This is a genomic window from Pseudomonas sp. NIBRBAC000502773 (genome assembly GCF_006517195.1).
GTDB lineage: Bacteria > Pseudomonadota > Gammaproteobacteria > Pseudomonadales > Pseudomonadaceae > Aquipseudomonas > Aquipseudomonas marginalis.
Genome location: NZ_CP041189.1, coordinates 3,569,867 through 3,590,327, shown reverse-complemented (window position 1 = coordinate 3,590,327; position 20,461 = coordinate 3,569,867). Strand labels below are relative to the sequence as shown.

Below are 20,461 nucleotides of genomic sequence, written 5' to 3'. Positions count from 1 at the left end.
CCTGTGCTGAGATAGCGGCCATAGCAGAAATCAAATGTGGCAGGGATTTGCCCCTCCCACATTGACCCGGTGCTATCAGGTTATTCCGCGCTGGACGGCTTTTCCCACAGGTTAATCCCACCTTCCTGCGCAAACCGATCGATCTCCGCCAGTTCCTCCGCACTGAAGCTCAAGTTCTTCAACGCGCCGACGTTCTCGATGATCTGCTCCGGCCGGCTCGCGCCAATCAACGCGCTGGTCACCCGTGGATCGCGCAGGGTCCAGGCCAGCGCCAATTGCGCCAGGCTCTGGCCGCGGCGCTGGGCGATTTCATTCAACGCACGCACGTGGGCGATATTGGTTTCAGACAGGTGCTTGGCCTGCAACGAACCACCACCCGGGCGGTTGACCCGGGCGTCGGCCGGTACGCCATTGAGGTACTTGTCGGTGAGCAAACCCTGGGCCAGCGGCGTGAAGGCAATCACTCCGGCGCCGAGTTCTTCGGTGGTGTCCAGCAGGTCTTTTTCCACCCAGCGGTTGAGCAGGTTGTAGGCTGGTTGGTGGATCAGCAGCGGCACCTTCCACTCTTTGAGCAGCGCAGCGATTTCGCGGGTTTTCACCCCGGAGTAAGACGAGATACCGATGTACAACGCCTTGCCCTGTTGCACGGCGGTGGCGAGGGCGCTGGCGGTTTCTTCCAGGGGCGTGTCGGCATCAAACCGGTGGGAGTAGAAAATATCCACGTAGTCGACGCCCAGGCGTTGCAGGCTCTGGTCCAGGCTGGCCAGCACGTATTTGCGCGAGCCGCCTCCCTGGCCGTAAGGCCCCGGCCACATGTCCCAGCCGGCCTTGCTGGAGATGATCAATTCGTCGCGGTAGTGCTTGAAGTCTTCGCGCAGCAAACGACCGAAGTTGATCTCGGCGCTGCCGTAGGGTGGGCCGTAGTTGTTGGCCAGGTCGAAGTGGTTGATGCCCAGGTCGAACGCGGTGCGCAGCAGGGCGCGCTGGGTGTCGATCGGCGTGCTGTCGCCAAAGTTGTGCCACAGCCCCAGGGACAGTGCCGGCAGCACCAGTCCACTGCGGCCTACGCGGCGATACGGGATAGATTCATAGCGGTTTTCGGCAGCAATGTAAGTCATCGAATCCTCTCTTGGACGTAGGCAAATAAGGCCTGGGAATAACGATATTCCCAGGCCTTTTAACCAGCTGAATCGCTTAAGTCTGCCCTTTCGTTTTACAGCAATTTCCTACCAGAGTGGAACGACATAGCTGACATAAAAGCGGTTTTCATCCTGCACGGTGGCACCGGTAATGTCCGGACTGGCATGGGCGTTTTTCCACGTGACGCCGAGGCCTTTGAGGGTACCGGTCGGCACTTGATACGCCACCGCCACGTTTCGCTCCCATTCGCTGGTGGTGCCCTGGGCGGTGCGGATGTCATCGCCGTGGGCGTAGGCGGCGGAGAAGGTCAGACCGTTGAGGCCGAGTTTGCCGAAATCATATTTGTACTGCGCCAGCCAGGTGCGTTCGCCGGCATGCTGGAATTTGTTCAGCTGCATGTTGGTCAGCGCCGGGGTGTCGGCACCCGAGCCTGGGCCTTGGCGCGCGTCACCGCTGTTAAGGCCGGAGTCGAGGTACGGGAAGTCGCTGTCGCCGCTGTTTTTCTGGATGCCCAGGCCGACGGTATGGCCGTCCAGGCTGTAGCTCTCCAGCAGGCTGACGGTGGACTGATTGACGCGACCCTTGTTCACGCCATCGCCATACAGGCCCGCTGCGGCAAAGTCCTTGTCGCCGTCGGCGTTGCCGCCCACACCCAGGCTGCGGAACACGCGCACGTCGGTATCGATCGCACCGACCGACAAGGCGTCATGGCGCTTGGCGCCGAGGAAGAACTGCTGGTAGTAATCCTCAAGGTTGGAGTACCACAGGCTGACAGTGGTGTTCTGTATGCCGGTGTAATCCGCACCGCCGAACAGGAAGCGGTCGCTCTCTTTGGTCCCGCCAGCGGTGATCATGCCCTGGTCGCCGGTTTCGTTGCGGATCTTGGTCTTGAAGATATCGCCGCCGGTGAAGGTGAAGTCGCTGAGGTCCTTGGACACCAGTTGCACACCGGTATTGGTCTGCTGGTACAGGCGCCCGTCGGTGTTGGCGAGTATCGGGTTGTTGCCGTACAGCGTACCGGCGCGCAACTCATCCTTGGCAAAGCGCATCTTGAACGTCGGGCTGAGCACGCCGAACTGGTCGGCGGACTTGCCATTGTCCAGTGGGAACATGCTGCCGGGGTAGCGGCCCTGGTGATCCTTGTCGTTGAGGTCGCCGCCGGAGTCGAGCTTCAGGCCGTAAAACGCCTGCAGATCGAGGCCGAAGCCCACCGGCCCCTCGGTGTAGCCGGACTTGAAGTTGAATTCGAACCCCTGGCCCCAATCGCGAATGCTATGGGCCTTGGCATTGCTGCCCACCACGTCGCGTCCCTGCTGGTTGAGATAGCGGTTGAGCAGGGTCACGTCGGCGTGGCTGTCATCGATAAAATCCGCATGGGCGGACAGCATAAAGCTCGCCATGGCGGCTCCCACCACAGGGCTTAAAAACGTCTTCATGGGTACCGGTCTCCGTCACTGTTCTGAAATGAAAGCGTCAAACGCTTCACACAATTACGCAGTGGCCAGATGACAGTTACGCGTCAAAACAGCGTCTTGACGGATGAAATTAAGTTTAAGAAAGCCCCGTAGAACGGGGCTTTGCGGGGAGTTTAACGTCAGCGCACCAAGTGCAGGAACTGCAGGTGGCGCTCGTACTGGTCGAGGATGTCGTTGATGATCTGCTCCTTGGTGTAGCCCACCAGGTCGTAGTCCTGGCTGCCCTCGCTCAAGTGCACTTCCGCCCGGTAGTAGCGGCGATTGTTGAGCTGCTTGGACCCCATGCCGCCGCGTGCAAATGAGGGCGTGAAATAGCCGCGCATCTGCACCTGGTACACGAACGGATGCTCTTCGCCGTGGCCGATTTCCAGGCTGACGCTATCGTTGGACGGGTCGGGCTGGGTGACGACATTGAGGCCTTTTTCGACAAACACCGCCGTCACTTCTTCGATCGCCGGACGCACCGTGGTTTCAAGGAAGCGGTACACCTCGTCCCGCGACGGGAAATGCACGGCCTGGCTCAAACGCTGGCGCCAACCGCCGGTGCCCTTGCGGGAGCCCGACACCGGCGCCAGCGAATGCAACTGCGCAATCTGCTTTTGCGACTCGAGGTAGAAGGCCTTGTGCAGCCCCCACATCATCAGCAGCAGGATCAGCGAGAACGGCAACGAGGTCAGCACCACCGCCGATTTCAGCGAATCGATGCTGCCGGCAAACAGCAAGGCACTGGTGACCAGCGCGGTCATCGCACCCCAGAACACCCGCAGCCATTTCGGTCCATCTTCATCGGCGTTGCCGCCTTTGGACGAGAGGGTGGACAGCACTACGGTGCCCGAGTCAGCGGAAGTTACGAAGAACACGAAGCTGATGAACACCGTGACCGCGATAACCGTCTTGCTCCACGGGTAGGTTTCCAGCAGCAGGTAGAGGCTCATCGACGGATCATCGATGGCCGACTGACCGAGGGCGGCCATGCCGTGGTTGAGCACCTGGTCGATGGCGCTGTTGCCGAAGATCGACATCCACGCCAGGGTGAAGCCCAGCGGGATCAGCAGCACGCCGAACACGAATTCGCGGATGGTCCGGCCACGGGAAATGCGCGCGATAAACAGGCCTACGAATGGCGACCATGCAATCCACCAGGCCCAGTAGAACACCGTCCAGCCGCCCAGCCAGTCGCTCGGTTTGTCGTAGGCGTACACATCGAAACTCTTGGTCGGCAACGCGCCCAGGTAATCACCGATGTTCTGGATCAGGGTGTTGAGCAAGTGCTGGGTGGGCCCGGCGAACAACACGAACAGCAGCAGCGCGCAGGCCAGCAGCATGTTGATGTCGGACATCACCCGCACGCCCTTGTCGACGCCGGCCACGGCGACTAGGATCGCCGCGCCCATCATCAGAGTGATCAAGCCGACCTGGATCCACTGGGTGTGGGCAACGCCGAACAGGTAGTCGAGGCCGGAATTGAGGTGCAGCACGCCAAAACCCATGTCGGCCCCCAGGCCGAACACCGTGGCAATGATGCCGAAGCCATCCACCGCATAGCCGATAGGGCCATTGATGCGCTTGCCGATCAGCGGGTACAGCGCCGAGCGCAACGCCAGCGGCAGGTTATGCCGGTAGGCGAAATACGCCAGCGCCATGCCGACAAAGGCAAACACGCCCCAGCCGTGCAGGCCCCAGTGCAGGAACAGCACCTGCATGGCCTGGCGCGCGGCGTCGGCATTCATGGCCTCGCCCTGGGGCGGTTGCACCAGGTGCGTCAGCGGCTCGGACACGCAGAAGAAGAACAACGTGATGCTGATCCCGGCGGCGAACAGCATGCCGGCCCAGGACAGGTAACTGAATTCGGGCTCGTCGTGGTCGGCACCGAGTTTTATCTTGCCGTAGCCCGATAGCGCGGTGACCACCACGAAGACCAGATACAGGGTCATCGCCAGCATGTAGTACCAGCCGACCGTGTTGGCCGCCCAGTTTTGCGCCGCCAGCAACCAGGCACCGGCCTGTTGCGGGATAGCGATGACAGTGATGCCGAACAGCAAGATGAAGGTGGCGGCAAAGTAGAAGACCGGCGCATTCATGCGCACCAGGCCGCTGGATGGGGTGGACGATGCACTCATGAACAATGCACCCCGAGGGTGAGGGATGTGGCTGTATAAAACGGACTCAGCAAAGGTAAGCCTCCTGTTGTGAGCGGGCAGCGAACCACCGGGTTTAACTTGAACGAACGTTCAAGTTAAACATGAATAGGCGGTTTGGGGCTAATCGCAGGGCTGAGTGGTATGACGGGTGAGCAAAGGAAATCGTTCAGCGACTGCTGACTGAAATACGGCCTCCATGTGGAATGCCGTCAAAATGTGGGAGGGGGCTTGCCCCCGATGGCGGTGGTTCAGCCAATTCATTTTTGACTGACACTCCGCTATCGGGGGCAAGCCCCCTCCCACAGGGTTTTGTGTGATTTTTAAGACCGGCGCTATTTTTGCGCCCCATCATCATGCTGCAGATTCGCCTGCGTAATATTCGCCCCCGCCGGCACACTGCGGGTCAGCCACACATTGCCGCCAATGGTCGAGCCCTTGCCGATGGTGATGCGCCCGAGGATCGTCGCCCCGGCATAGATCACCACGTCGTCCTCGACAATCGGGTGGCGCGCATGGCCCTTCTGCAACTGCCCATCTTCGTCCGCCGGGAAGCGCTTGGCCCCCAAGGTGACGGCCTGATAGATGCGCACCCGCTCGCCGATGATTGCGGTTTCGCCGATCACCACGCCCGTGCCGTGGTCGATGAAGAAGCTCGGGCCGATCTGCGCGCCGGGGTGGATATCGATGCCGGTGGCCGAGTGGGCGATTTCCGCGCTGATCCGTGCCAGCAGCGGCAAGCCGGCGCGGTACAGGTGGTGGGCCAGGCGATGGTGAATCACCGCGAGGATCCCCGGGTAGCACAGCAGCACTTCATCCACGCTGCGCGCGGCCGGGTCGCCGTGGTAGGCGGCGAGCACGTCGGTGTCCAACAGGCTGCGCAAGGACGGCAAGGCCAGGGCGAAATCCTGGATCAGCCGGATGGCATGGGCGTCGATCTGGCTGTCATCCTCGCCGCCCTGGCGCGCGGCATAGCGCAATTCCAGGCGCGCCTGGGCCAGCAAGGCATTCAGCGCAACGTCGAGGGTATGGCCGACGTAGAAATCTTCACTTTCTTCACGCAAGTCCGCAGGCCCCAGGCGCATCGGAAACAGCGCACCGCAGAGGGACTCGAGAATCTGGGCAACGGCTTCACGGGACGGCAATTCGCGGCCGCCATGCTCGCCGCTCAAGCGGCCATTGCGTGTTCGCCACTGGTCACGGGCGCTGCGCAGTTGGCTGACGATGGTCTGTAATTGCCAATGGCTGGAACGCTCACTCACGGTATTCACTCCTGACGTAATGGCCATCACTTTACGGTATCCACCCTGGCCGCCCTTAAGAACCAATGGTGTGATGCTAAGAACCATCAGGCATAAGCGATTGGCGGTTGCCCGATGAAAAGTGCCTGCCTATAGTCGCTCCATCCCTCAGCCACCGTGCGTAGCCATGATCAAGCAACAGCTCGACCGTTTTAACCGCCTGGAACTGCTCGGCGGCGCCACCGCCCTGGAAAAACTCGAACGGCTGTCGACCTGGTTGGGACGCGACATCTACGTCAAGCGCGACGACACCACGCCGCTGGCCATGGGCGGCAACAAGCTGCGCAAACTCGAATACCTGGCAGCCGATGCCATCGCCCAGGGCGCCGACACCCTGGTGACCGCCGGCGCGATCCAGTCCAACCACGTACGCCAGACCGCCGCCCTCGCCGCCAGGCTCGGCCTGGGCTGCGTCGCCCTGCTGGAAAACCCCACCGGCACCGAAGACCCCAACTACCTGGGCAACGGCAACCGCCTGCTGCTGGAGCTGTTCGATGCCAAGGTAGAGTTGGTGGAAAACCTCGACAACGTCGACGACCAACTCAACGCCCTTGCCGATCGCCTGCGCAGCAACGGCAAGAAGCCATACCTGGTGCCCATCGGCGGCTCCAATGCCCTCGGTGCCCTCGGTTACGTGCGCGCCGGCCTGGAGCTGGCCGCACAGATCGAAGACAGCGGTATCGAATTCGCCGCCGTGGTGCTGGCCTCCGGCAGCGCCGGTACCCACAGTGGTCTGGCCCTGGCCTTGAGTGAAGTGCTGCCGCAACTGCCCGTGATCGGCATCACCGTATCGCGCACGGAAGAAGCGCAGTTCCCGAAAGTCCAGGGCCTGGCCGAGCGCACGGCCGAGTTGCTCGGCGTGGACATCCCCGACGCGTTCAAGGTGATCCTGTGGGACGAATATTTCGGCCCCCGTTATGGTGAACCGAACGCCGGCACCCTGTCGGCGGTCAAGCTATTGGCGAGCCAGGAAGGCCTGCTGCTGGACCCGGTCTACACTGGCAAGGCCATGGCCGGCTTGCTGGACGGTATCGGCCGCCAGCGCTTCGAAGATGGTCCGATTATTTTCCTGCATACCGGTGGGGCACCGGCGTTGTTTGCCTATGACTCGGTTTTCAACTGAATAAATGCGGGCTAAATGTGGGAGGGGGCCTGCCCCTCCCATATTAGACTCGCCAAATATTCCTAAATAGAATATCAAATAAGATTTATATTATTTTCAAGTCTTAAAACCCGGCTTTATCATCGCGCCGTAGGCGAAGACGCGCTACGCGCTTTAAGGCAGGATACGACTACCGCGTCACCTGCTTCGCTCAACATAAAAAACACAGGGGCTCTTCATGACTATTTCTGTATTCCGTCGCACGTTGCTCGTTGGCACTTTGGGTCTGGCGCTCGGTGCCGGTTGGCTGGGCCAGGCGGTTGCCGGCGAGCAACTGGGCAACATCAAAAAGGCCGGCGAGATCAAAATCGGCCTGGAAGGCACTTACCCGCCGTTCAGCTTCGTCGATGAAAGTGGCAAGCTCAGCGGCTTCGAAGTCGAGCTGTCCGAGGCCCTGGCCAAAGAGCTGGGCGTGAAGGTCAAGCTGCAAGCCACGCCATGGGACGGCATCCTCGCCGCCCTGGAATCCAAGCGCCTGGATGCGGTGGTCAACCAAGTCACCATCTCCGAAGAGCGCAAGAAGAAATACGACTTTTCCACGCCCTACACCGTGTCCGGTATCCAGGCGCTGGTGCTGAAAAAGAACGTCGACACCATCAAGACCGCCAACGACCTGGCCGGCAAGAAAGTCGGGGTAGGCCTGGGCACCAACTACGAACAATGGCTCAAGGACAACCAACCCAAAGCCATTATCAAGACCTATAACGATGACCCGACCAAGTTCCAGGACCTGCGCATCGGCCGTATCGACGCCATCCTGATCGACCGCCTGGCCGCCCTGGAATACGCCAAGAAAGCCCCGGACACCGCCGCTGCCGGCGACGCCTTCTCCCGCCAGGAAGCCGGTATCGCCCTGCGCAAAGGCGAGCCCGAGCTGCTGGAAGCGGTGAACAAGGCCCTCGACAAGCTGCGCGCCGACGGCACCTTGAAGAAGCTGTCCGAGAAGTACTTCAACGCTGACGTCACTCAATAATGGAAGCAGGTTTCCAACTCGCGCTGGACTCCGCGCCCTTTCTGCTCAAGGGCGCGTACTACACGGTGATTCTCAGCCTTGGCGGGATGTTTTTCGGCTTGCTGCTGGGCTTCGGCCTGGCCTTGATGCGGTTGTCGCGCTTCAAACTGCTGAGCTGGACAGCCCGCGTCTACGTGTCGTTCTTTCGCGGCACGCCCTTGCTGGTACAGCTGTTTTTGATCTACTACGGCTTGCCGCAAGTGGGCATCGAGCTGGATCCGATCCCGGCCGCCATGATCGGCTTTTCGCTGAACATGGCCGCCTACGCCTGTGAAATCCTGCGGGCCGCCATCGCCTCCATCGAGCGTGGCCAATGGGAAGCCGCCGCCAGTATCGGCATGACCCGTGCGCAGACCCTGCGCCGGGCCATCCTGCCGCAGGCAATGCGCACCGCCCTGCCACCGTTGGGCAACAGCTTTATTTCGCTGGTCAAGGACACCGCGCTGGCCGCCACCATCCAGGTGCCAGAACTGTTCCGCCAGGCTCAACTGGTGTCTGCGCGTACCTTCGAAATTTTCACCATGTACCTGTCCGCCGCCCTGATCTACTGGGTGCTGGCCAGCATCCTGGCGCATTTCCAAAACCGCCTGGAAGACCGGGTCAACCGGCATGACCTGGAGTCTTGAAGCATGATCGTGGTTGAAAAACTGACCAAACAATTCAACGGTCAGGTGGTACTCAACGGCATCGACCTGGAGGTCAAGGAAGGCGAAGTCGTCGCCATCATCGGCCCCAGCGGTTCCGGCAAAACCACCTTCCTGCGCTGCCTGAATTTCCTCGAAGAACCCACCAGCGGCCGGATCAAGGTGGGCGACATCCAGATCGACGGCAGCAAACCGCTCAACCAGCAACAAGGCCTGGTGCGGCGCCTGCGCCAGCACGTGGGTTTTGTGTTCCAGAACTTCAACCTGTTCCCCCACCGCACAGCACTGGAAAACGTCATCGAAGGGCCGACCGTGGTCAAGAAGATGCCGCGTGAAGAAGCTATCGCCTTGGGGCGCAAGTTGCTGGCCAGGGTCGGCCTGGCGGGCAAGGAAGACGCCTACCCACGGCGCCTGTCCGGCGGCCAGCAACAGCGCGTGGCAATCGCCCGCGCGCTGGCCATGGAGCCGGAGGTGATCCTGTTCGACGAACCCACCTCGGCGCTGGACCCGGAGCTGGTGGGCGAAGTGCTGGCGACCATCCGCAGCCTCGCCGAAGAAAACCGCACCATGGTCATCGTTACCCACGAAATGAGCTTTGCCCGCGATGTGGCCAACCGGGTGATCTTCTTCGACAAGGGCGTGATCGTGGAGCAAGGCGAAGCCAAGGCGTTGTTCGCAAACCCCAAGGAAGAACGCACCCGGCAGTTCCTGAGCAAGTTCCTCGCCCACTGATGTGCCGAGGGAGCTTGCTCCCTCACCACACAATCTGCTCCTACAGGAAATCCTCGCCATCCACGCGTAAACCCGCCGTCTCGCCGATCCAAAAATCCCCTGCCCAGTCAGACCCTTCTGAATCTGCTCCAACCCGCCGTTTAGCCTTTTGCCGCCATTGACGCTCCGTGGCCAACCCTCTTATCTAGCGTCCAGAGGATTGGATCCTATCCCGGCTACTCACTGAATCGTTCCTTTCAGTCCACCTGCGCACCCGCGCCGCGGGGCTGGAACGATTGCTGCTGGCTGCATCAAGGAGATTACTTATGACGCGCACTGCAACCCCGGCCCTGCTCACGGCCCCCACCTTGCCCCAGGCTAACCGGCACGGCATCAACGCACTGGCGGCCAGTCAACTTCAGGTGGACATCGCGCCTTACCCCGGCATGGATGAGGGCGACCTGATCGAACTGTTCTGGAACAACTGCTTCGCCGCCTCACGCAGGGTGAGCGCGTGCAAGGTCGGCTCGCCGACCCATCTGCGGGTGCCGGAAAGTTTTGTGCTGGACGGCCCGGCCCAGGTGCATTACCAGGTCATGCAAGTCGGTCGTGCACCTGCCCGCTCGGCCGTGAAAGGTGTGTGTGTAAAGACCCGATACCCCGGCGGCCAGCCCTCCCCCCTGTACAGCGACGAAAACCACAACCTCGCCCCCGTCGGTTTGCCCGAGACCATCCGTCGCTACGGCGTCAACGGTCGCCAGGTGCGACGGGGTATTCCGCTGACCATCGCGCCTTACCTGAACATGGCCACGGGCGATGCCATCACCCTGCGCTGGGGAGATGTACGCATGGACCTGCCTAGGATCCAGGCCAGAGCCGTCGGGGTGGTCGTGCAGGTGTGGGTGCCTTCGACGGTGATTGTCGAGGCAGGTGACGACAGCCGCCTGGAGGTGACGTACTGCATTCTCGATCGTGTCGGCAACAATTCGCGCTGGGCGCCCACGCGTACGTTGCGCATTGCCGCCTGCGCGCCGAGCCAGCCGGCCGGGACCGCGCGGGCCTACCAACCACGGCCCCTCGGCTCACCCTGTGAACCGGGGTGACAGACCTTCTATGCATATTCCCAAAAGTTAGTTTATTTAAATATTTAACACGCTTAGGGTATATGCACCGGACCACCGGACATCTCTGATTTTTCTGTTTTTATTTCATTGAATGCGAGGTCGGTATGGTCAGAATTACCCCGGTGCATAACGCCAGGGCATTACGTGCAGCCAAGGAGCGGCGCTGATGTCTAACTTGGCTCTAACACCCCCCCAGAGTGATCTGGACGTTGCTCCCCTGCTGTTGCCGGCCACCGTGCTGCGCAACGATGCAGAGGCGCTTAAGGCTGCCCACGAGCTGGCCCAGGCCGCGCGCCTGCACGCCGCCCAGCGTGACCAGCAACGCAAGCTGCCGTGGGCGCAGATCGAACAATTCACCCGCAGTGGGCTGGGCAGTATTTCCATCCCCCGCGAATACGGCGGCCCACAAGTCTCATTCGTGACCCTGGCCGAAGTCTTCGCGATCATCAGCGCGGCAGACCCCGCCCTCGGGCAGATCCCGCAGAATCATTTCGGCATCCTGCAGGTGTTGCAGGGCGCCGCCACAGAGCGCCAGAAAGAGCAGCTGTTCCAGAGCGTCCTCGACGGCTGGCGCATCGGCAATGGCGGCCCGGAACGCGGCACCAGGAACACCCTGGAGCTCAAGGCGCGCATCACCGCCCAAGGCGACGGTTACGTGATCAGCGGCCAGAAGTTCTATTCAACCGGCGCACTGTTTGCCCATTGGGTGGCGGTGAAGGCGCTGAACGACGATGGCAGGCAGGTCATGGCGTTTGTACGCCGTGGCACCGCAGGGCTGCGCATCGTGGATGACTGGTCGGGCTTCGGCCAACGCACCACCGCCAGCGGCACCGTGCTGCTGGACCGCGTGCCCGTGGACGCCGAACTGGTCGTAGAGAACTGGCGCATCGGCGAAAGCCCGACTATCCAGGGCGCCGTTTCGCAACTGATCCAGGCCGCCATCGACGCCGGCATCGCCCGTGGCGCGCTGGATGACACCATCGCCTTTGTGCGTGAGCGTTCGCGCCCGTGGATCGACGCCAAGGTCGAGCGTGCCAGCGATGACCTCTACGTGATCGCCGATATCGGCAAGCTGAAGATCGAACTGCACGCCGCCGAAGCGCTGTTGCGCAAGGCCGGGCAAGTGCTGGACCAGGTCAGCGCCGCGCCGATCACCGCACAGTCCGCCGCGCGTGCGTCGATTGCCGTGGCCGAAGCGAAGGTGCTCACCACAGAAGTGTCGTTGCTGGTCAGCGAAAAGCTCTTCGAACTGGCCGGCAGCCGCGCCACCCTCGCCGAATTCAACCTCGACCGTCACTGGCGCAACGCCCGCGTGCACACCCTGCACGACCCGGTGCGCTGGAAGTATCACGCCGTCGGCGCCTATCGCTTGAACGGCACGTTGCCGGCTCGCCATTCCTGGATTTAACCGACCAGACCTCTGGAGAAACTCATGACCTTTTCTCACCGTGTCGCGGTTATCACCAGCGACGAACAGGCCCTTATTGTCGCCAGCGACCTGGCCGAAGACTTGCGCCGCGACAGCGCCCAGCGCGACCGCGAACGCCGCCTGCCGCTGCCCGAGCTGGACGTGTTCTCGCGCTCCGGCCTGTGGGGCATCAGTGTGCCCAAGGCATTTGGCGGCGCCGGCGTGTCCAACGTGACCCTGGCCAAGGTCATTGCCCTGATCGCCCAGGCGGATGCCTCCCTGGGCCAGATTCCGCAAAACCATTTCTATGCCCTCGAAGTACTGCGCGTGAATGGCAGCCCTGAACAGCAACAACGCCTGTACGCCGAAGTGCTCGCCGGCCAGCGTTTCGGCAACGCCCTGGCGGAACTGGGCACCAGGACCGCCCATGATCGCGTCACCAAGATCACCCGCGACGGCGACGGCTTCCGCATCACCGGCCGCAAGTTCTACGCCACCGGCGCGATCTATGCCCAGCGCATTCCTACCTCGGTGGTGGATGAACACGGCATCCAGCAACTGGCCTTCGTGCCCCGCGACAGCGAAGGCTTGACGGTCATCGACGACTGGAGCGGCTTCGGCCAGCGCACCACCGGCAGCGGCTCGGTGGTGTTCGATAACGTGTGGGTTGCTGCCCACGACGTGATCCCGTTCCAGAGCGCTTTCGAGCGCCCGACCACGGTCGGCCCGCTGGCTCAGATTCTTCACGCCGCCATCGACACCGGCATCGCCCGCGCCGCCTTTGAAGATGCGCTGCACTTTGTGCGCACCAAGACCCGCCCATGGATCGACTCCGGCAACGACAAGGCCACCGAAGACCCACTGACCCTGAAGAGCTTCGGCCACCTGAGCATTCGCCTGCACGCCGCTGAAGCCTTGCTGGAACGTGCCGGTGTTTACCTCGACCGCGCCCAGGCCGACAGCAATGCAGAGACCGTGGCGGCGGCGTCCATCGCCGTCGCTGAAGTGCGCGCCTTGAGCACCGAGATTTCCCTGGCCGCCGGCAGCACCCTGTTCGAGCTGGCCGGCAGCCAGGCCACCCTCGCCGAGCACGGCCTCGACCGCCACTGGCGCAACGCCCGCGTGCACACCCTGCACGACCCGGTGCGCTGGAAGTACCACGCGGTGGGCAATTACTACCTCAACGCTGAAAACCCGCCACTGCGGGGGACCATTTGATGGCAAAGAAAAAGATCCTGCTCAATGCCTTCAACATGAACTGCATCGGGCATATCAACCACGGCATGTGGACCCATCCACGGGACACGTCCACCCAGTACAAAAGCATCGAGTACTGGACCGACCTCGCGCAAACCCTGGAGCGCGGACTGTTCGACGGTTTGTTCATCGCCGATATCGTCGGCGTGTATGACGTGTACCAGAACTCCATCGATGTACCGCTCAAGGAGTCGATCCAGCTGCCGGTCAATGACCCGCTGCTGCTGGTTTCGGCGATGGCCGCCGTGACCAAAAACCTCGGCTTCGGCCTCACCGCCAACCTCACCTATGAGCCGCCGTATCTGTTCGCCCGGCGCATGTCCACGCTCGATCACCTGAGCCGTGGCCGGGTGGGCTGGAACATCGTCACCGGCTACCTCGACAGCGCCGCCAAGGCCATGGGCCTCACCGAACAGGTCGAGCATGACCGGCGCTACGACCAGGCCGATGAATACCTGGAAGTGCTCTACAAACTCTGGGAAGGCAGCTGGGAAGACGACGCAGTGCTCAACGATCCGCAGGCGCGGGTCTATGCGCAGCCGGGCAAGGTGCACAAGGTCGAGCACCATGGCGAGTTCTACCAGGTGGAGGGTTATCACCTGTGCGAGCCGTCGCCGCAGCGTACGCCGGTGCTGTTCCAGGCCGGCAGTTCAGACCGTGGCCTGTTGTTCGCCGGGCGCCATGCCGAGTGCGTATTCATCAGCGGGCAGAACAAGGCCGCGACCAAGGTGCAGGTGGACAAGGTGCGCGCCAGCGCGGTCGAGGCCGGGCGCAACCCGGATGACATCAAGGTGTTCATGGGGTTGAACGTGATCGTCGGCGCCACCGAAGAACTGGCCTGGGCCAAGCATGCCGAGTACCTGAGCTATGCCAGCGCGGAGGCCGGCGTCGCGCACTTTTCGGCGTCCACCGCGATTGATTTTTCTCAATACGAAATCGACGAACCGATCCAGTACGTGAAGAGCAACGCGATCCAGTCGGCCACCAAGAACCTGCAGAACAACGACTGGACCCGACGCAAGCTGCTCGAACAGCACGCCCTCGGCGGGCGCTATATCACCCTGGTCGGCTCCCCCGAACAGGTCGCTGACGAGCTGGAATCCTGGATCAGCGAAACCGGGCTGGATGGCTTCAACCTCACGCGCATTGTCACGCCGGAAAGCTATGTGGACTTTATCGATCTGGTGGTGCCGGAGTTGCAACGACGGGGCTCGTACAAGACCGCTTATGAGACCGGCACGCTGCGCGAAAAAGTCTTCCACGCCAGTGCTCGCTTACCCGAACAACACACCGGCTCGACCTACCGCCACTGATTGGAAAATGTGGGAGGGGGCTTGCTCCCGATAGCGGAGTGTCAGCAAACCAATCCGGTGACTGATACACCGCTATCGGGAGCAAGCCCCCTCCCACAGTGGATCTCCACTGTTTGTACAAATACCTTATGACTGGAAATCGACCATGAAAAAAACACTGCTCTCCCACCCAGTCAAAGCACTGGCCCTGGCCTTCGGGTTGTTCAGCTCGGCGGTGTTCGCCGCCGATGCACCGTTGAAAATCGGCACCACCGCCGCCTTCGCGATCCCCCTGGAAGCCGCCGTCGCCGAAGCCGGCAAGCAAGGCTTGAAGGTCGAGCTGGTGGAATTCACCGACTGGATCGCGCCCAATGTCAGCCTGGCCGCCGGCGATATCGACGTGAACTACTTCCAGCACATCCCGTTCCTGGAAAACGCCAAGACCGCCGCCGGTTTCGACCTGGTGCCGTACGCGCCGGGCATCATCAACAACGTCGGGCTGTATTCGAAAAAGTACAAAAGCATCAACGACCTGCCCCAGGGCGCCAGCGTGGCGATTGCCAACGACCCGATCAACAGCGGTCGCGGCCTGCAACTGCTGGCCAAGGCCGGCTTGATCACCCTCAAGCCGGGCGTGGGCTACAAGGCCACCGAAGAAGACATCGTCAGCAACCCGAAGAAGATCAAGATCCTGCAAGTCGAGGCCGTGCAACTGGTGCGCGCCTATGACGACGCGGACCTGGTGCAGGGCTACCCGGCCTACATCCGCCTGTCCAAGACCTTCGATGCCGAGTCGGCGCTGCTGTTCGACGGCCTCGACCACCCGGAATACGTGATCCAGTTCGTGATCCAGCCAAAAAGCAAAACCGACCCGCGCGTGATCAAGTTCGTCGACATCTACCAGCACTCGCCGGTGGTGCGTGCCGCCCTGGATAAATCCCTCGGCAAGCTCTACCAAGTCGGTTGGGAAGATAAAAAATGACCGCCGCCCACGCTCGACTGCGCGACCTGGGCTCACCGCCCAGGGACGCCGAACAGACAGAACTGCATCCGGACCTGAACCGCGCGCACGTGCGCTTTATCAACCTGGGCAAGACCTACGACGGCGGCGTGCATGCCTTGCAAGGCATCGACCTGGCGATCCAGCGCGGTGAAGTGTTCGGCATTATCGGCCGCAGCGGCGCCGGCAAGTCCTCGCTGATCCGCACCATCAACCGCCTGGAACAACCCAGCAGCGGGCGCGTGCTGATCGATCAGGTGGACATCGGCGACTTCGACGAAGACCACCTGGTGGCGCTGCGCCGGCGTATCGGCATGATCTTCCAGCACTTCAACCTGATGTCGGCCAAGACCGTGTGGCAGAACGTCGAATTGCCGCTGAAAGTCGCCGGCGTGCCCAAGCCCCAGCGTAAGCAAAAGGTGCGTGAGCTGCTGGAATTGGTCGGCTTGCAGGACAAGCACAAGGCCTACCCGGCGCAGCTGTCCGGCGGGCAGAAACAGCGCGTGGGCATCGCCCGTTCGCTGGTGCACGACCCGCAGATCCTGCTGTGCGACGAAGCCACTTCGGCCCTCGACCCGGAGACCACCCAATCGATCCTCGGCCTGTTGCGCGAGATCAACCGGCGCCTGGGCCTGACCATCGTCTTGATCACCCATGAGATGGCGGTGATCCGCGACATCTGCGACCGCGTGGTGGTGCTGGAACACGGGCGCATCGTCGAGCAAGGCCCGGTGTGGCAAGTGTTTGGCAACCCGCAACATGAGGTCAGCCAGACCCTGCTGGCGCCGCTGCAACATGGGCTGCCGGAAGAACTGCAAAGCCGTTTGCACACCCAGCCTGAATCACCGGACGCCTCCGTGGTACTGCGCTTGCAGTTCACCGGCAGTGCCAGCGATGAACCGGACCTGGCCGCGCTGTTCAGCGCCCTCGGCGGGCGTGTGCGTCTCCTGCAGGGCGGTGTCGAACGGATTCAGGGCCACGCACTGGGGCAACTGCTGCTGGCGGTGAATGGCTCGCCCCATGGCACCGAAGAACTGCGCAACCGCGCCGCGAACTGGGCACAACAGGTGGAGGTGCTGGGCTATGTGGTTTGATCGTTTAGTGCAAGGCGCCATCGACACCTTGTTGATGGTCGGCGTGTCGTCGTTGATCGCCTTGCTGGTGGGCATTCCGCTGGCGGTGTTTCTGGTGACCAGCGACAAAGGCGGCATCTACCAGGCACCGGCGCTGAACCGGGTGCTGGGGGCGTTCGTCAATCTGTTCCGCTCGATTCCGTTCCTGATCCTGATGGTGGCGCTGATCCCGTTCACGCGGCTGATCGTCGGCACCACCTATGGCGTGTGGGCGGCGGTCGTACCGCTGACCATCGCCGCCACGCCGTTTTTTGCGCGGATCGCCGAAGTGAGTCTGCGCGAGGTCGACCACGGCCTGATCGAAGCCGCCCAGGCCATGGGTTGCCGGCGCTGGCACATCATCTGGCATGTACTGCTGCCCGAAGCGCTGCCGGGGATTGTCGGCGGGTTCACCATCACCCTGGTGACCATGATCAACTCGTCGGCCATGGCCGGGGCGATCGGGGCCGGTGGCTTGGGCGACATTGCCTATCGCTATGGCTACCAGCGCTTTGATACGCAGATCATGCTTACGGTGATTGTGCTGCTGGTGATCCTGGTGGCGGTGATTCAACTCGGCGGCGATCGCCTGGCGCGAGTGCTGAACAAGAGGTGAGGTATAGTCGGGCCATCTCAGCGCCCGGTATTCATCACCATGCCCCTCAAGCCCGACGACCTCGACCAGATCACGTCCACCACCCTCGGCCACTACAACAGCGTGGCCGAGAGCTTTCGTGAAGGCACCCGCGATCACGATGTGAGCCAGAACATCGACGCGCTGCTGCGCCATATCCAGGGCTCGGCGCCCTTTACCGTGCTGGATTTCGGCTGCGGGCCGGGGCGGGACTTGCAGACCTTTACGCGCCTGGGGCATATCGCCGTCGGCCTGGATGGCTCCGAGCGGTTTGCGCAAATGGCGCGCGAAGACAGCGGCTGTGAGGTGTTGCAGCAGGACTTCCTCAAGCTGGATCTGCCCACCGAACGCTTTGACGGGATCTTTGCCAATGCGGTGCTGTTTCATATCCCCAAGCAGGAACTGCCCCGTGTGCTCAAGCAACTGCATGGGGCGCTGAAGCCCGGCGGTGTGCTGTTCAGTTCCAATCCACGGGGTGAGAACCAGGAAGGCTGGAATGGGCCGCGCTATGGTTCCTATCACGACCTCGAGGCGTGGCAGGCACTGCTCACCGCCGCCGGCTTCGTGGAACTGGAGCATTACTACCGACCCGCCGGGTTGCCTCGACCCCAGCAGCCCTGGTTGGCCAGCGTTTGGCGCAAGGCTTGAGTCAGCCCACATTTGGAATGCATGCCCCTGTGGGAGGGGGCTTGCCCCCGATGACGGACTGATACACACCCCTACCGTACCTGATACACCACCGATGTCCCATCCACCACCGCTGTCACACTCCTTGCCGCAAACCCCTCTCTGGACCCCGTGGAAAAATTCGCCACCAACCGCGTGCCATCGGCAAACGTGGTTTCCTGCACCTGCCGATCCGCCGTCAGCCAGCGAAACCCGGTCATCGCCTGGGTGGCCAGGCGCTCATGCAGCGGTCGGAAAAATCGATCCTGGCGCTGGATCAGCGACAGCCGCGCCTTGAGCGTCGCAGCACTCAGGTGATACAGCGGCGGCACGTTGTAGAGCAGTTGGGTCAGCTCATTTTCAGCCCGTACATTGCTCAGCTTGAGGCTGTCGAACAGCCAGTGATGGGTGGTGATCACCGAGCCATGGAACACCGCCTGATACAGCGGCAGGCGCAGCGTCGGGTCGAAGTAGAGCGTGCGAAACGGCTCGTTCAGCGGCACCGATTTGAAGAACACCGCCGGTTGCTCCGGCGGGTACCAGTTGCCCACGTAGTAGGGCGACTGTTTGTCCTGGGTCATGTCGCGATCCCCCCAGCCCAGCACCGGGGTTTGCATGCCATGGGCGAACAGGATGCCTTGGGCGGTGATGGCGTTGCCGTCTTCGGAGCCGGTCGGCAATTGCAGCGTGGTGTTCAGCCAGCGGGACGCATCGATATTGCCTTCGGCGTTTTGCGCCTGGGTCATCGGTGCGCTGGCGCGGTAGCTGTCGAACAGCATGCTGGTGGCGTACGCATCGAGAAACCAGGCGTTGAAGCCGGCCACGGCCTGCACGGCTTTCACCCGCGCCTCCAGCAGAGGCCGCACGCAGCGCGGGTCGGTGTAGTGGCCGGACTGCTGGAAGCCGGTCTTGAGTGTGCCGTCCTTCAACACGATGGCGCAGTCGCGGTAAGCCTGGCTGCCCAGATGGGCGGTGGTCCAGTCGGGGTTTTCGGTGGCGGACAATGCGGTTTGGTAGGAGTCGTAGGGCGCCATCAGGTAGCCGACGTCGACACCAACGCGGATGGTCTCGGGGTGCCAGAGGCCGCCTTCCCAGCCTTCGCCCAGGGTCAGCATCAAGCGCGGCAGCCCGGCGTCGCGCAGCGTCTGTACCACCTGGCTGCCCCAGGTGCCGGGGCTATCGCGCAGGGCACCGGCAAAGTCCACGGCCAATTCGCGACGCAACTCGCCGTAGCGCGCGGCAAGACGGGTCATATCGGGCTCGTCCACCTGCCAACTCTGCCGGGCCTTCCTGTTGATCGCGGCGTTGAGGCCGCGTAACAGCACGCTTTGTTCGTAGCGATTCAAGGCGCGGGGCTGCGCCAGCAGCGCTGCGGAGTCCTTGTCCAACAGGCCTCTGAGTTCATGAGCGCGCAAGCGCTGGAGCAACAGCGGCCAATCACGCACATCCTCCGGCGCCAGCAGGTCATTGCCCCACAGGTAGACATGGCTGGCGCCCAGCAGCTTTTCAGCCCCAGGGGTTTGCCGCAGCTTGTCTGCCAAGGTCTCATAGCGACCCTGCGCGACCAGCCATTGGCGATAGCGCTTGGCCCCGGCCAGCGGATCGCTTTCGCCCAGGTGCAACAGCAGTGTCATGGGGGCGGCAGGCCCGAGCGAGGTGAACTCATGGGCCAGCGACAACGCCCGGCCCCGCCAGCGCAGGCGGTTGTTATAGGGATTGGTCAGCAGCCAGTTGAGGGTGAAGGCGCCGTGATCGACGCCCCACAGCGGCAGGCTGAGGTCCTGGGTGGTGTTGATGTCACCCTGCGCCACCAGGAAAGCGTTCCACATGGCATTGCCGGCCGGCACGTAATGCCCTTCGGCCAACGGCCATATCAACCCTCGGCCCATGGCGCTCGGCGGTTGCAGAAGAATCGGCAGCTCACCGGCTTCCCGCGCCGTGATCGACAGCACCAGGTCGCGCTGCTCAAGGCTGGCAGTCACGCGATAGGCACCGTCATCCCATTGCCAACTGGCCTGTTGCGCGTTTTGTGCGAGTTGGCTGACGGCACGCGCCGCTACGCCGTTTGATGCTTGCACCTGGGGCTGGCCACTGGGTGTCACACGGATGGCGAGGGTGGCCGGGTCGAGTTCGACTCGCCACAACGGGTTTTCCAATACGGTGCCGGCAAAGGCCAGGGGCGACAGGAAGCAGCAGATCAGCAAGGTATGACGCAGACGGTTCATGGCAGGCGATCGTTGAGAGGTGGAGACCGGAGGGTAAAGTACTCAACGGTTGGCTAAGGCAACAGGCGTCACTTCCGGAAATTTCCCACGTCTCACATGCCCAGCTGAGATCAATTGTGGGAGGGGCGGTGCGACGATTCGACTTGCTCCCGATGGCGGT

The 20,461-nt window shown here is 62.2% G+C and carries 17 protein-coding genes; 12 read left to right on the top strand and 5 right to left on the bottom strand.

Annotated features, from left to right (window positions below):
* Nucleotides 1–80: 80 nt before the first annotated feature.
* The 4 genes from mgrA to epsC form a co-directional block, all read right to left on the bottom strand.
* A complete protein-coding gene (gene mgrA / locus NIBR502773_RS16610; protein WP_027607827.1) occupies nucleotides 81–1,118 on the bottom strand; it encodes an L-glyceraldehyde 3-phosphate reductase in 1,038 nt (345 codons plus the stop codon).
* Nucleotides 1,119–1,226: 108 nt separating this feature from the next.
* Nucleotides 1,227–2,576, bottom strand: coding sequence for an OprD family outer membrane porin (locus tag NIBR502773_RS16605; RefSeq protein ID WP_168209003.1), 1,350 nt, complete (start codon nucleotides 2,574–2,576; stop codon nucleotides 1,227–1,229).
* 158 nt (nucleotides 2,577–2,734) lie between these two features.
* Nucleotides 2,735–4,696: a choline transporter BetT gene (gene betT, locus NIBR502773_RS16600; RefSeq protein WP_168209042.1), complete on the bottom strand. Its 1,962-nt coding sequence runs from the start codon at nucleotides 4,694–4,696 to the stop codon at nucleotides 2,735–2,737.
* Nucleotides 4,697–5,088: 392 nt separating this feature from the next.
* Nucleotides 5,089–6,015, bottom strand: a complete 927-nt coding sequence (epsC, locus tag NIBR502773_RS16595) for a serine O-acetyltransferase EpsC (RefSeq protein ID WP_027607830.1) — start codon at nucleotides 6,013–6,015, stop codon at nucleotides 5,089–5,091.
* 166 nt (nucleotides 6,016–6,181) lie between these two features.
* Between epsC and NIBR502773_RS16590 the strand changes: the two genes are divergently transcribed.
* From NIBR502773_RS16590 to NIBR502773_RS16535, 12 genes are all read left to right on the top strand, one after another.
* Nucleotides 6,182–7,177 (top strand): D-cysteine desulfhydrase, encoded by a 996-nt coding sequence (locus NIBR502773_RS16590; protein WP_065948523.1) that lies wholly within the window; start codon nucleotides 6,182–6,184, stop codon nucleotides 7,175–7,177.
* A gap of 217 nt (nucleotides 7,178–7,394) precedes the next feature.
* A complete protein-coding gene (gene tcyJ, locus NIBR502773_RS16585; RefSeq protein ID WP_053140248.1) occupies nucleotides 7,395–8,189 on the top strand; it encodes a cystine ABC transporter substrate-binding protein in 795 nt (264 codons plus the stop codon).
* On the top strand, nucleotides 8,189–8,854 hold the full coding sequence (tcyL, locus tag NIBR502773_RS16580; protein ID WP_032884921.1) for a cystine ABC transporter permease: 666 nt from the start codon (nucleotides 8,189–8,191) through the stop codon (nucleotides 8,852–8,854). The genes tcyJ and tcyL overlap by 1 nt, the downstream gene beginning before the upstream one ends.
* 3 nt (nucleotides 8,855–8,857) lie before the next feature.
* Nucleotides 8,858–9,604: an L-cystine ABC transporter ATP-binding protein TcyN gene (gene tcyN, locus NIBR502773_RS16575; RefSeq protein ID WP_053140245.1), complete on the top strand. Its 747-nt coding sequence runs from the start codon at nucleotides 8,858–8,860 to the stop codon at nucleotides 9,602–9,604.
* Nucleotides 9,605–9,909: 305 nt separating this feature from the next.
* Nucleotides 9,910–10,686, top strand: coding sequence for a hypothetical protein (locus NIBR502773_RS16570; protein ID WP_141156472.1), 777 nt, complete (start codon nucleotides 9,910–9,912; stop codon nucleotides 10,684–10,686).
* A 187-nt stretch (nucleotides 10,687–10,873) separates the two neighbouring features.
* Complete coding sequence (locus tag NIBR502773_RS16565; protein ID WP_115487856.1) at nucleotides 10,874–12,115, top strand: SfnB family sulfur acquisition oxidoreductase; 1,242 nt, start codon at nucleotides 10,874–10,876, stop codon at nucleotides 12,113–12,115.
* Nucleotides 12,116–12,139: 24 nt separating this feature from the next.
* Nucleotides 12,140–13,333 (top strand): SfnB family sulfur acquisition oxidoreductase, encoded by a 1,194-nt coding sequence (locus NIBR502773_RS16560; RefSeq protein WP_141156471.1) that lies wholly within the window; start codon nucleotides 12,140–12,142, stop codon nucleotides 13,331–13,333.
* The gene (locus NIBR502773_RS16555) at nucleotides 13,333–14,685 is read left to right on the top strand and encodes an LLM class flavin-dependent oxidoreductase (protein WP_141156470.1); all 1,353 of its coding nucleotides are present in this window, start codon (nucleotides 13,333–13,335) and stop codon (nucleotides 14,683–14,685) included. The genes NIBR502773_RS16560 and NIBR502773_RS16555 overlap by 1 nt, the downstream gene beginning before the upstream one ends.
* Before the next feature lie 145 nt (nucleotides 14,686–14,830).
* Nucleotides 14,831–15,646, top strand: a complete 816-nt coding sequence (locus NIBR502773_RS16550; RefSeq protein ID WP_115487854.1) for a MetQ/NlpA family ABC transporter substrate-binding protein — start codon at nucleotides 14,831–14,833, stop codon at nucleotides 15,644–15,646.
* Nucleotides 15,643–16,758, top strand: a complete 1,116-nt coding sequence (locus NIBR502773_RS16545; RefSeq protein WP_141156469.1) for a methionine ABC transporter ATP-binding protein — start codon at nucleotides 15,643–15,645, stop codon at nucleotides 16,756–16,758. The genes NIBR502773_RS16550 and NIBR502773_RS16545 overlap by 4 nt, the downstream gene beginning before the upstream one ends.
* Nucleotides 16,748–17,392: a methionine ABC transporter permease gene (locus NIBR502773_RS16540; RefSeq protein ID WP_016974994.1), complete on the top strand. Its 645-nt coding sequence runs from the start codon at nucleotides 16,748–16,750 to the stop codon at nucleotides 17,390–17,392. The genes NIBR502773_RS16545 and NIBR502773_RS16540 overlap by 11 nt, the downstream gene beginning before the upstream one ends.
* Nucleotides 17,393–17,431: 39 nt before the next feature.
* Nucleotides 17,432–18,058: a bifunctional 2-polyprenyl-6-hydroxyphenol methylase/3-demethylubiquinol 3-O-methyltransferase UbiG gene (locus NIBR502773_RS16535; protein ID WP_141156468.1), complete on the top strand. Its 627-nt coding sequence runs from the start codon at nucleotides 17,432–17,434 to the stop codon at nucleotides 18,056–18,058.
* A 71-nt stretch (nucleotides 18,059–18,129) separates the two neighbouring features.
* Here NIBR502773_RS16535 and NIBR502773_RS16530 read toward each other — a convergent pair whose 3' ends face one another.
* Nucleotides 18,130–20,301 (bottom strand): glycoside hydrolase, encoded by a 2,172-nt coding sequence (locus tag NIBR502773_RS16530; protein ID WP_141156467.1) that lies wholly within the window; start codon nucleotides 20,299–20,301, stop codon nucleotides 18,130–18,132.
* Nucleotides 20,302–20,461: the final 160 nt, after the last annotated feature.

What these genes read in the sequence shown, in the direction of transcription:
- NIBR502773_RS16530 (WP_141156467.1), bottom strand. Translation starts at nt 20,301, where the DNA reads ATGAACCGTCTGCGTCATACCTTGCTGATCTGCTGCTTCCTGTCGCCC.
- NIBR502773_RS16605 (WP_168209003.1), bottom strand. Translation starts at nt 2,576, where the DNA reads ATGAAGACGTTTTTAAGCCCTGTGGTGGGAGCCGCCATGGCGAGCTTT.
- tcyL (WP_032884921.1), top strand. Translation starts at nt 8,189, where the DNA reads ATGGAAGCAGGTTTCCAACTCGCGCTGGACTCCGCGCCCTTTCTGCTC.
- betT (WP_168209042.1), bottom strand. Translation starts at nt 4,696, where the DNA reads ATGAATGCGCCGGTCTTCTACTTTGCCGCCACCTTCATCTTGCTGTTC.
- tcyN (WP_053140245.1), top strand. Translation starts at nt 8,858, where the DNA reads ATGATCGTGGTTGAAAAACTGACCAAACAATTCAACGGTCAGGTGGTA.
- NIBR502773_RS16545 (WP_141156469.1), top strand. Translation starts at nt 15,643, where the DNA reads ATGACCGCCGCCCACGCTCGACTGCGCGACCTGGGCTCACCGCCCAGG.
- NIBR502773_RS16565 (WP_115487856.1), top strand. Translation starts at nt 10,874, where the DNA reads ATGTCTAACTTGGCTCTAACACCCCCCCAGAGTGATCTGGACGTTGCT.
- tcyJ (WP_053140248.1), top strand. Translation starts at nt 7,395, where the DNA reads ATGACTATTTCTGTATTCCGTCGCACGTTGCTCGTTGGCACTTTGGGT.
- NIBR502773_RS16555 (WP_141156470.1), top strand. Translation starts at nt 13,333, where the DNA reads ATGGCAAAGAAAAAGATCCTGCTCAATGCCTTCAACATGAACTGCATC.
- NIBR502773_RS16590 (WP_065948523.1), top strand. Translation starts at nt 6,182, where the DNA reads ATGATCAAGCAACAGCTCGACCGTTTTAACCGCCTGGAACTGCTCGGC.
- NIBR502773_RS16535 (WP_141156468.1), top strand. Translation starts at nt 17,432, where the DNA reads ATGCCCCTCAAGCCCGACGACCTCGACCAGATCACGTCCACCACCCTC.
- NIBR502773_RS16540 (WP_016974994.1), top strand. Translation starts at nt 16,748, where the DNA reads ATGTGGTTTGATCGTTTAGTGCAAGGCGCCATCGACACCTTGTTGATG.
- NIBR502773_RS16550 (WP_115487854.1), top strand. Translation starts at nt 14,831, where the DNA reads ATGAAAAAAACACTGCTCTCCCACCCAGTCAAAGCACTGGCCCTGGCC.
- mgrA (WP_027607827.1), bottom strand. Translation starts at nt 1,118, where the DNA reads ATGACTTACATTGCTGCCGAAAACCGCTATGAATCTATCCCGTATCGC.
- NIBR502773_RS16560 (WP_141156471.1), top strand. Translation starts at nt 12,140, where the DNA reads ATGACCTTTTCTCACCGTGTCGCGGTTATCACCAGCGACGAACAGGCC.
- NIBR502773_RS16570 (WP_141156472.1), top strand. Translation starts at nt 9,910, where the DNA reads ATGACGCGCACTGCAACCCCGGCCCTGCTCACGGCCCCCACCTTGCCC.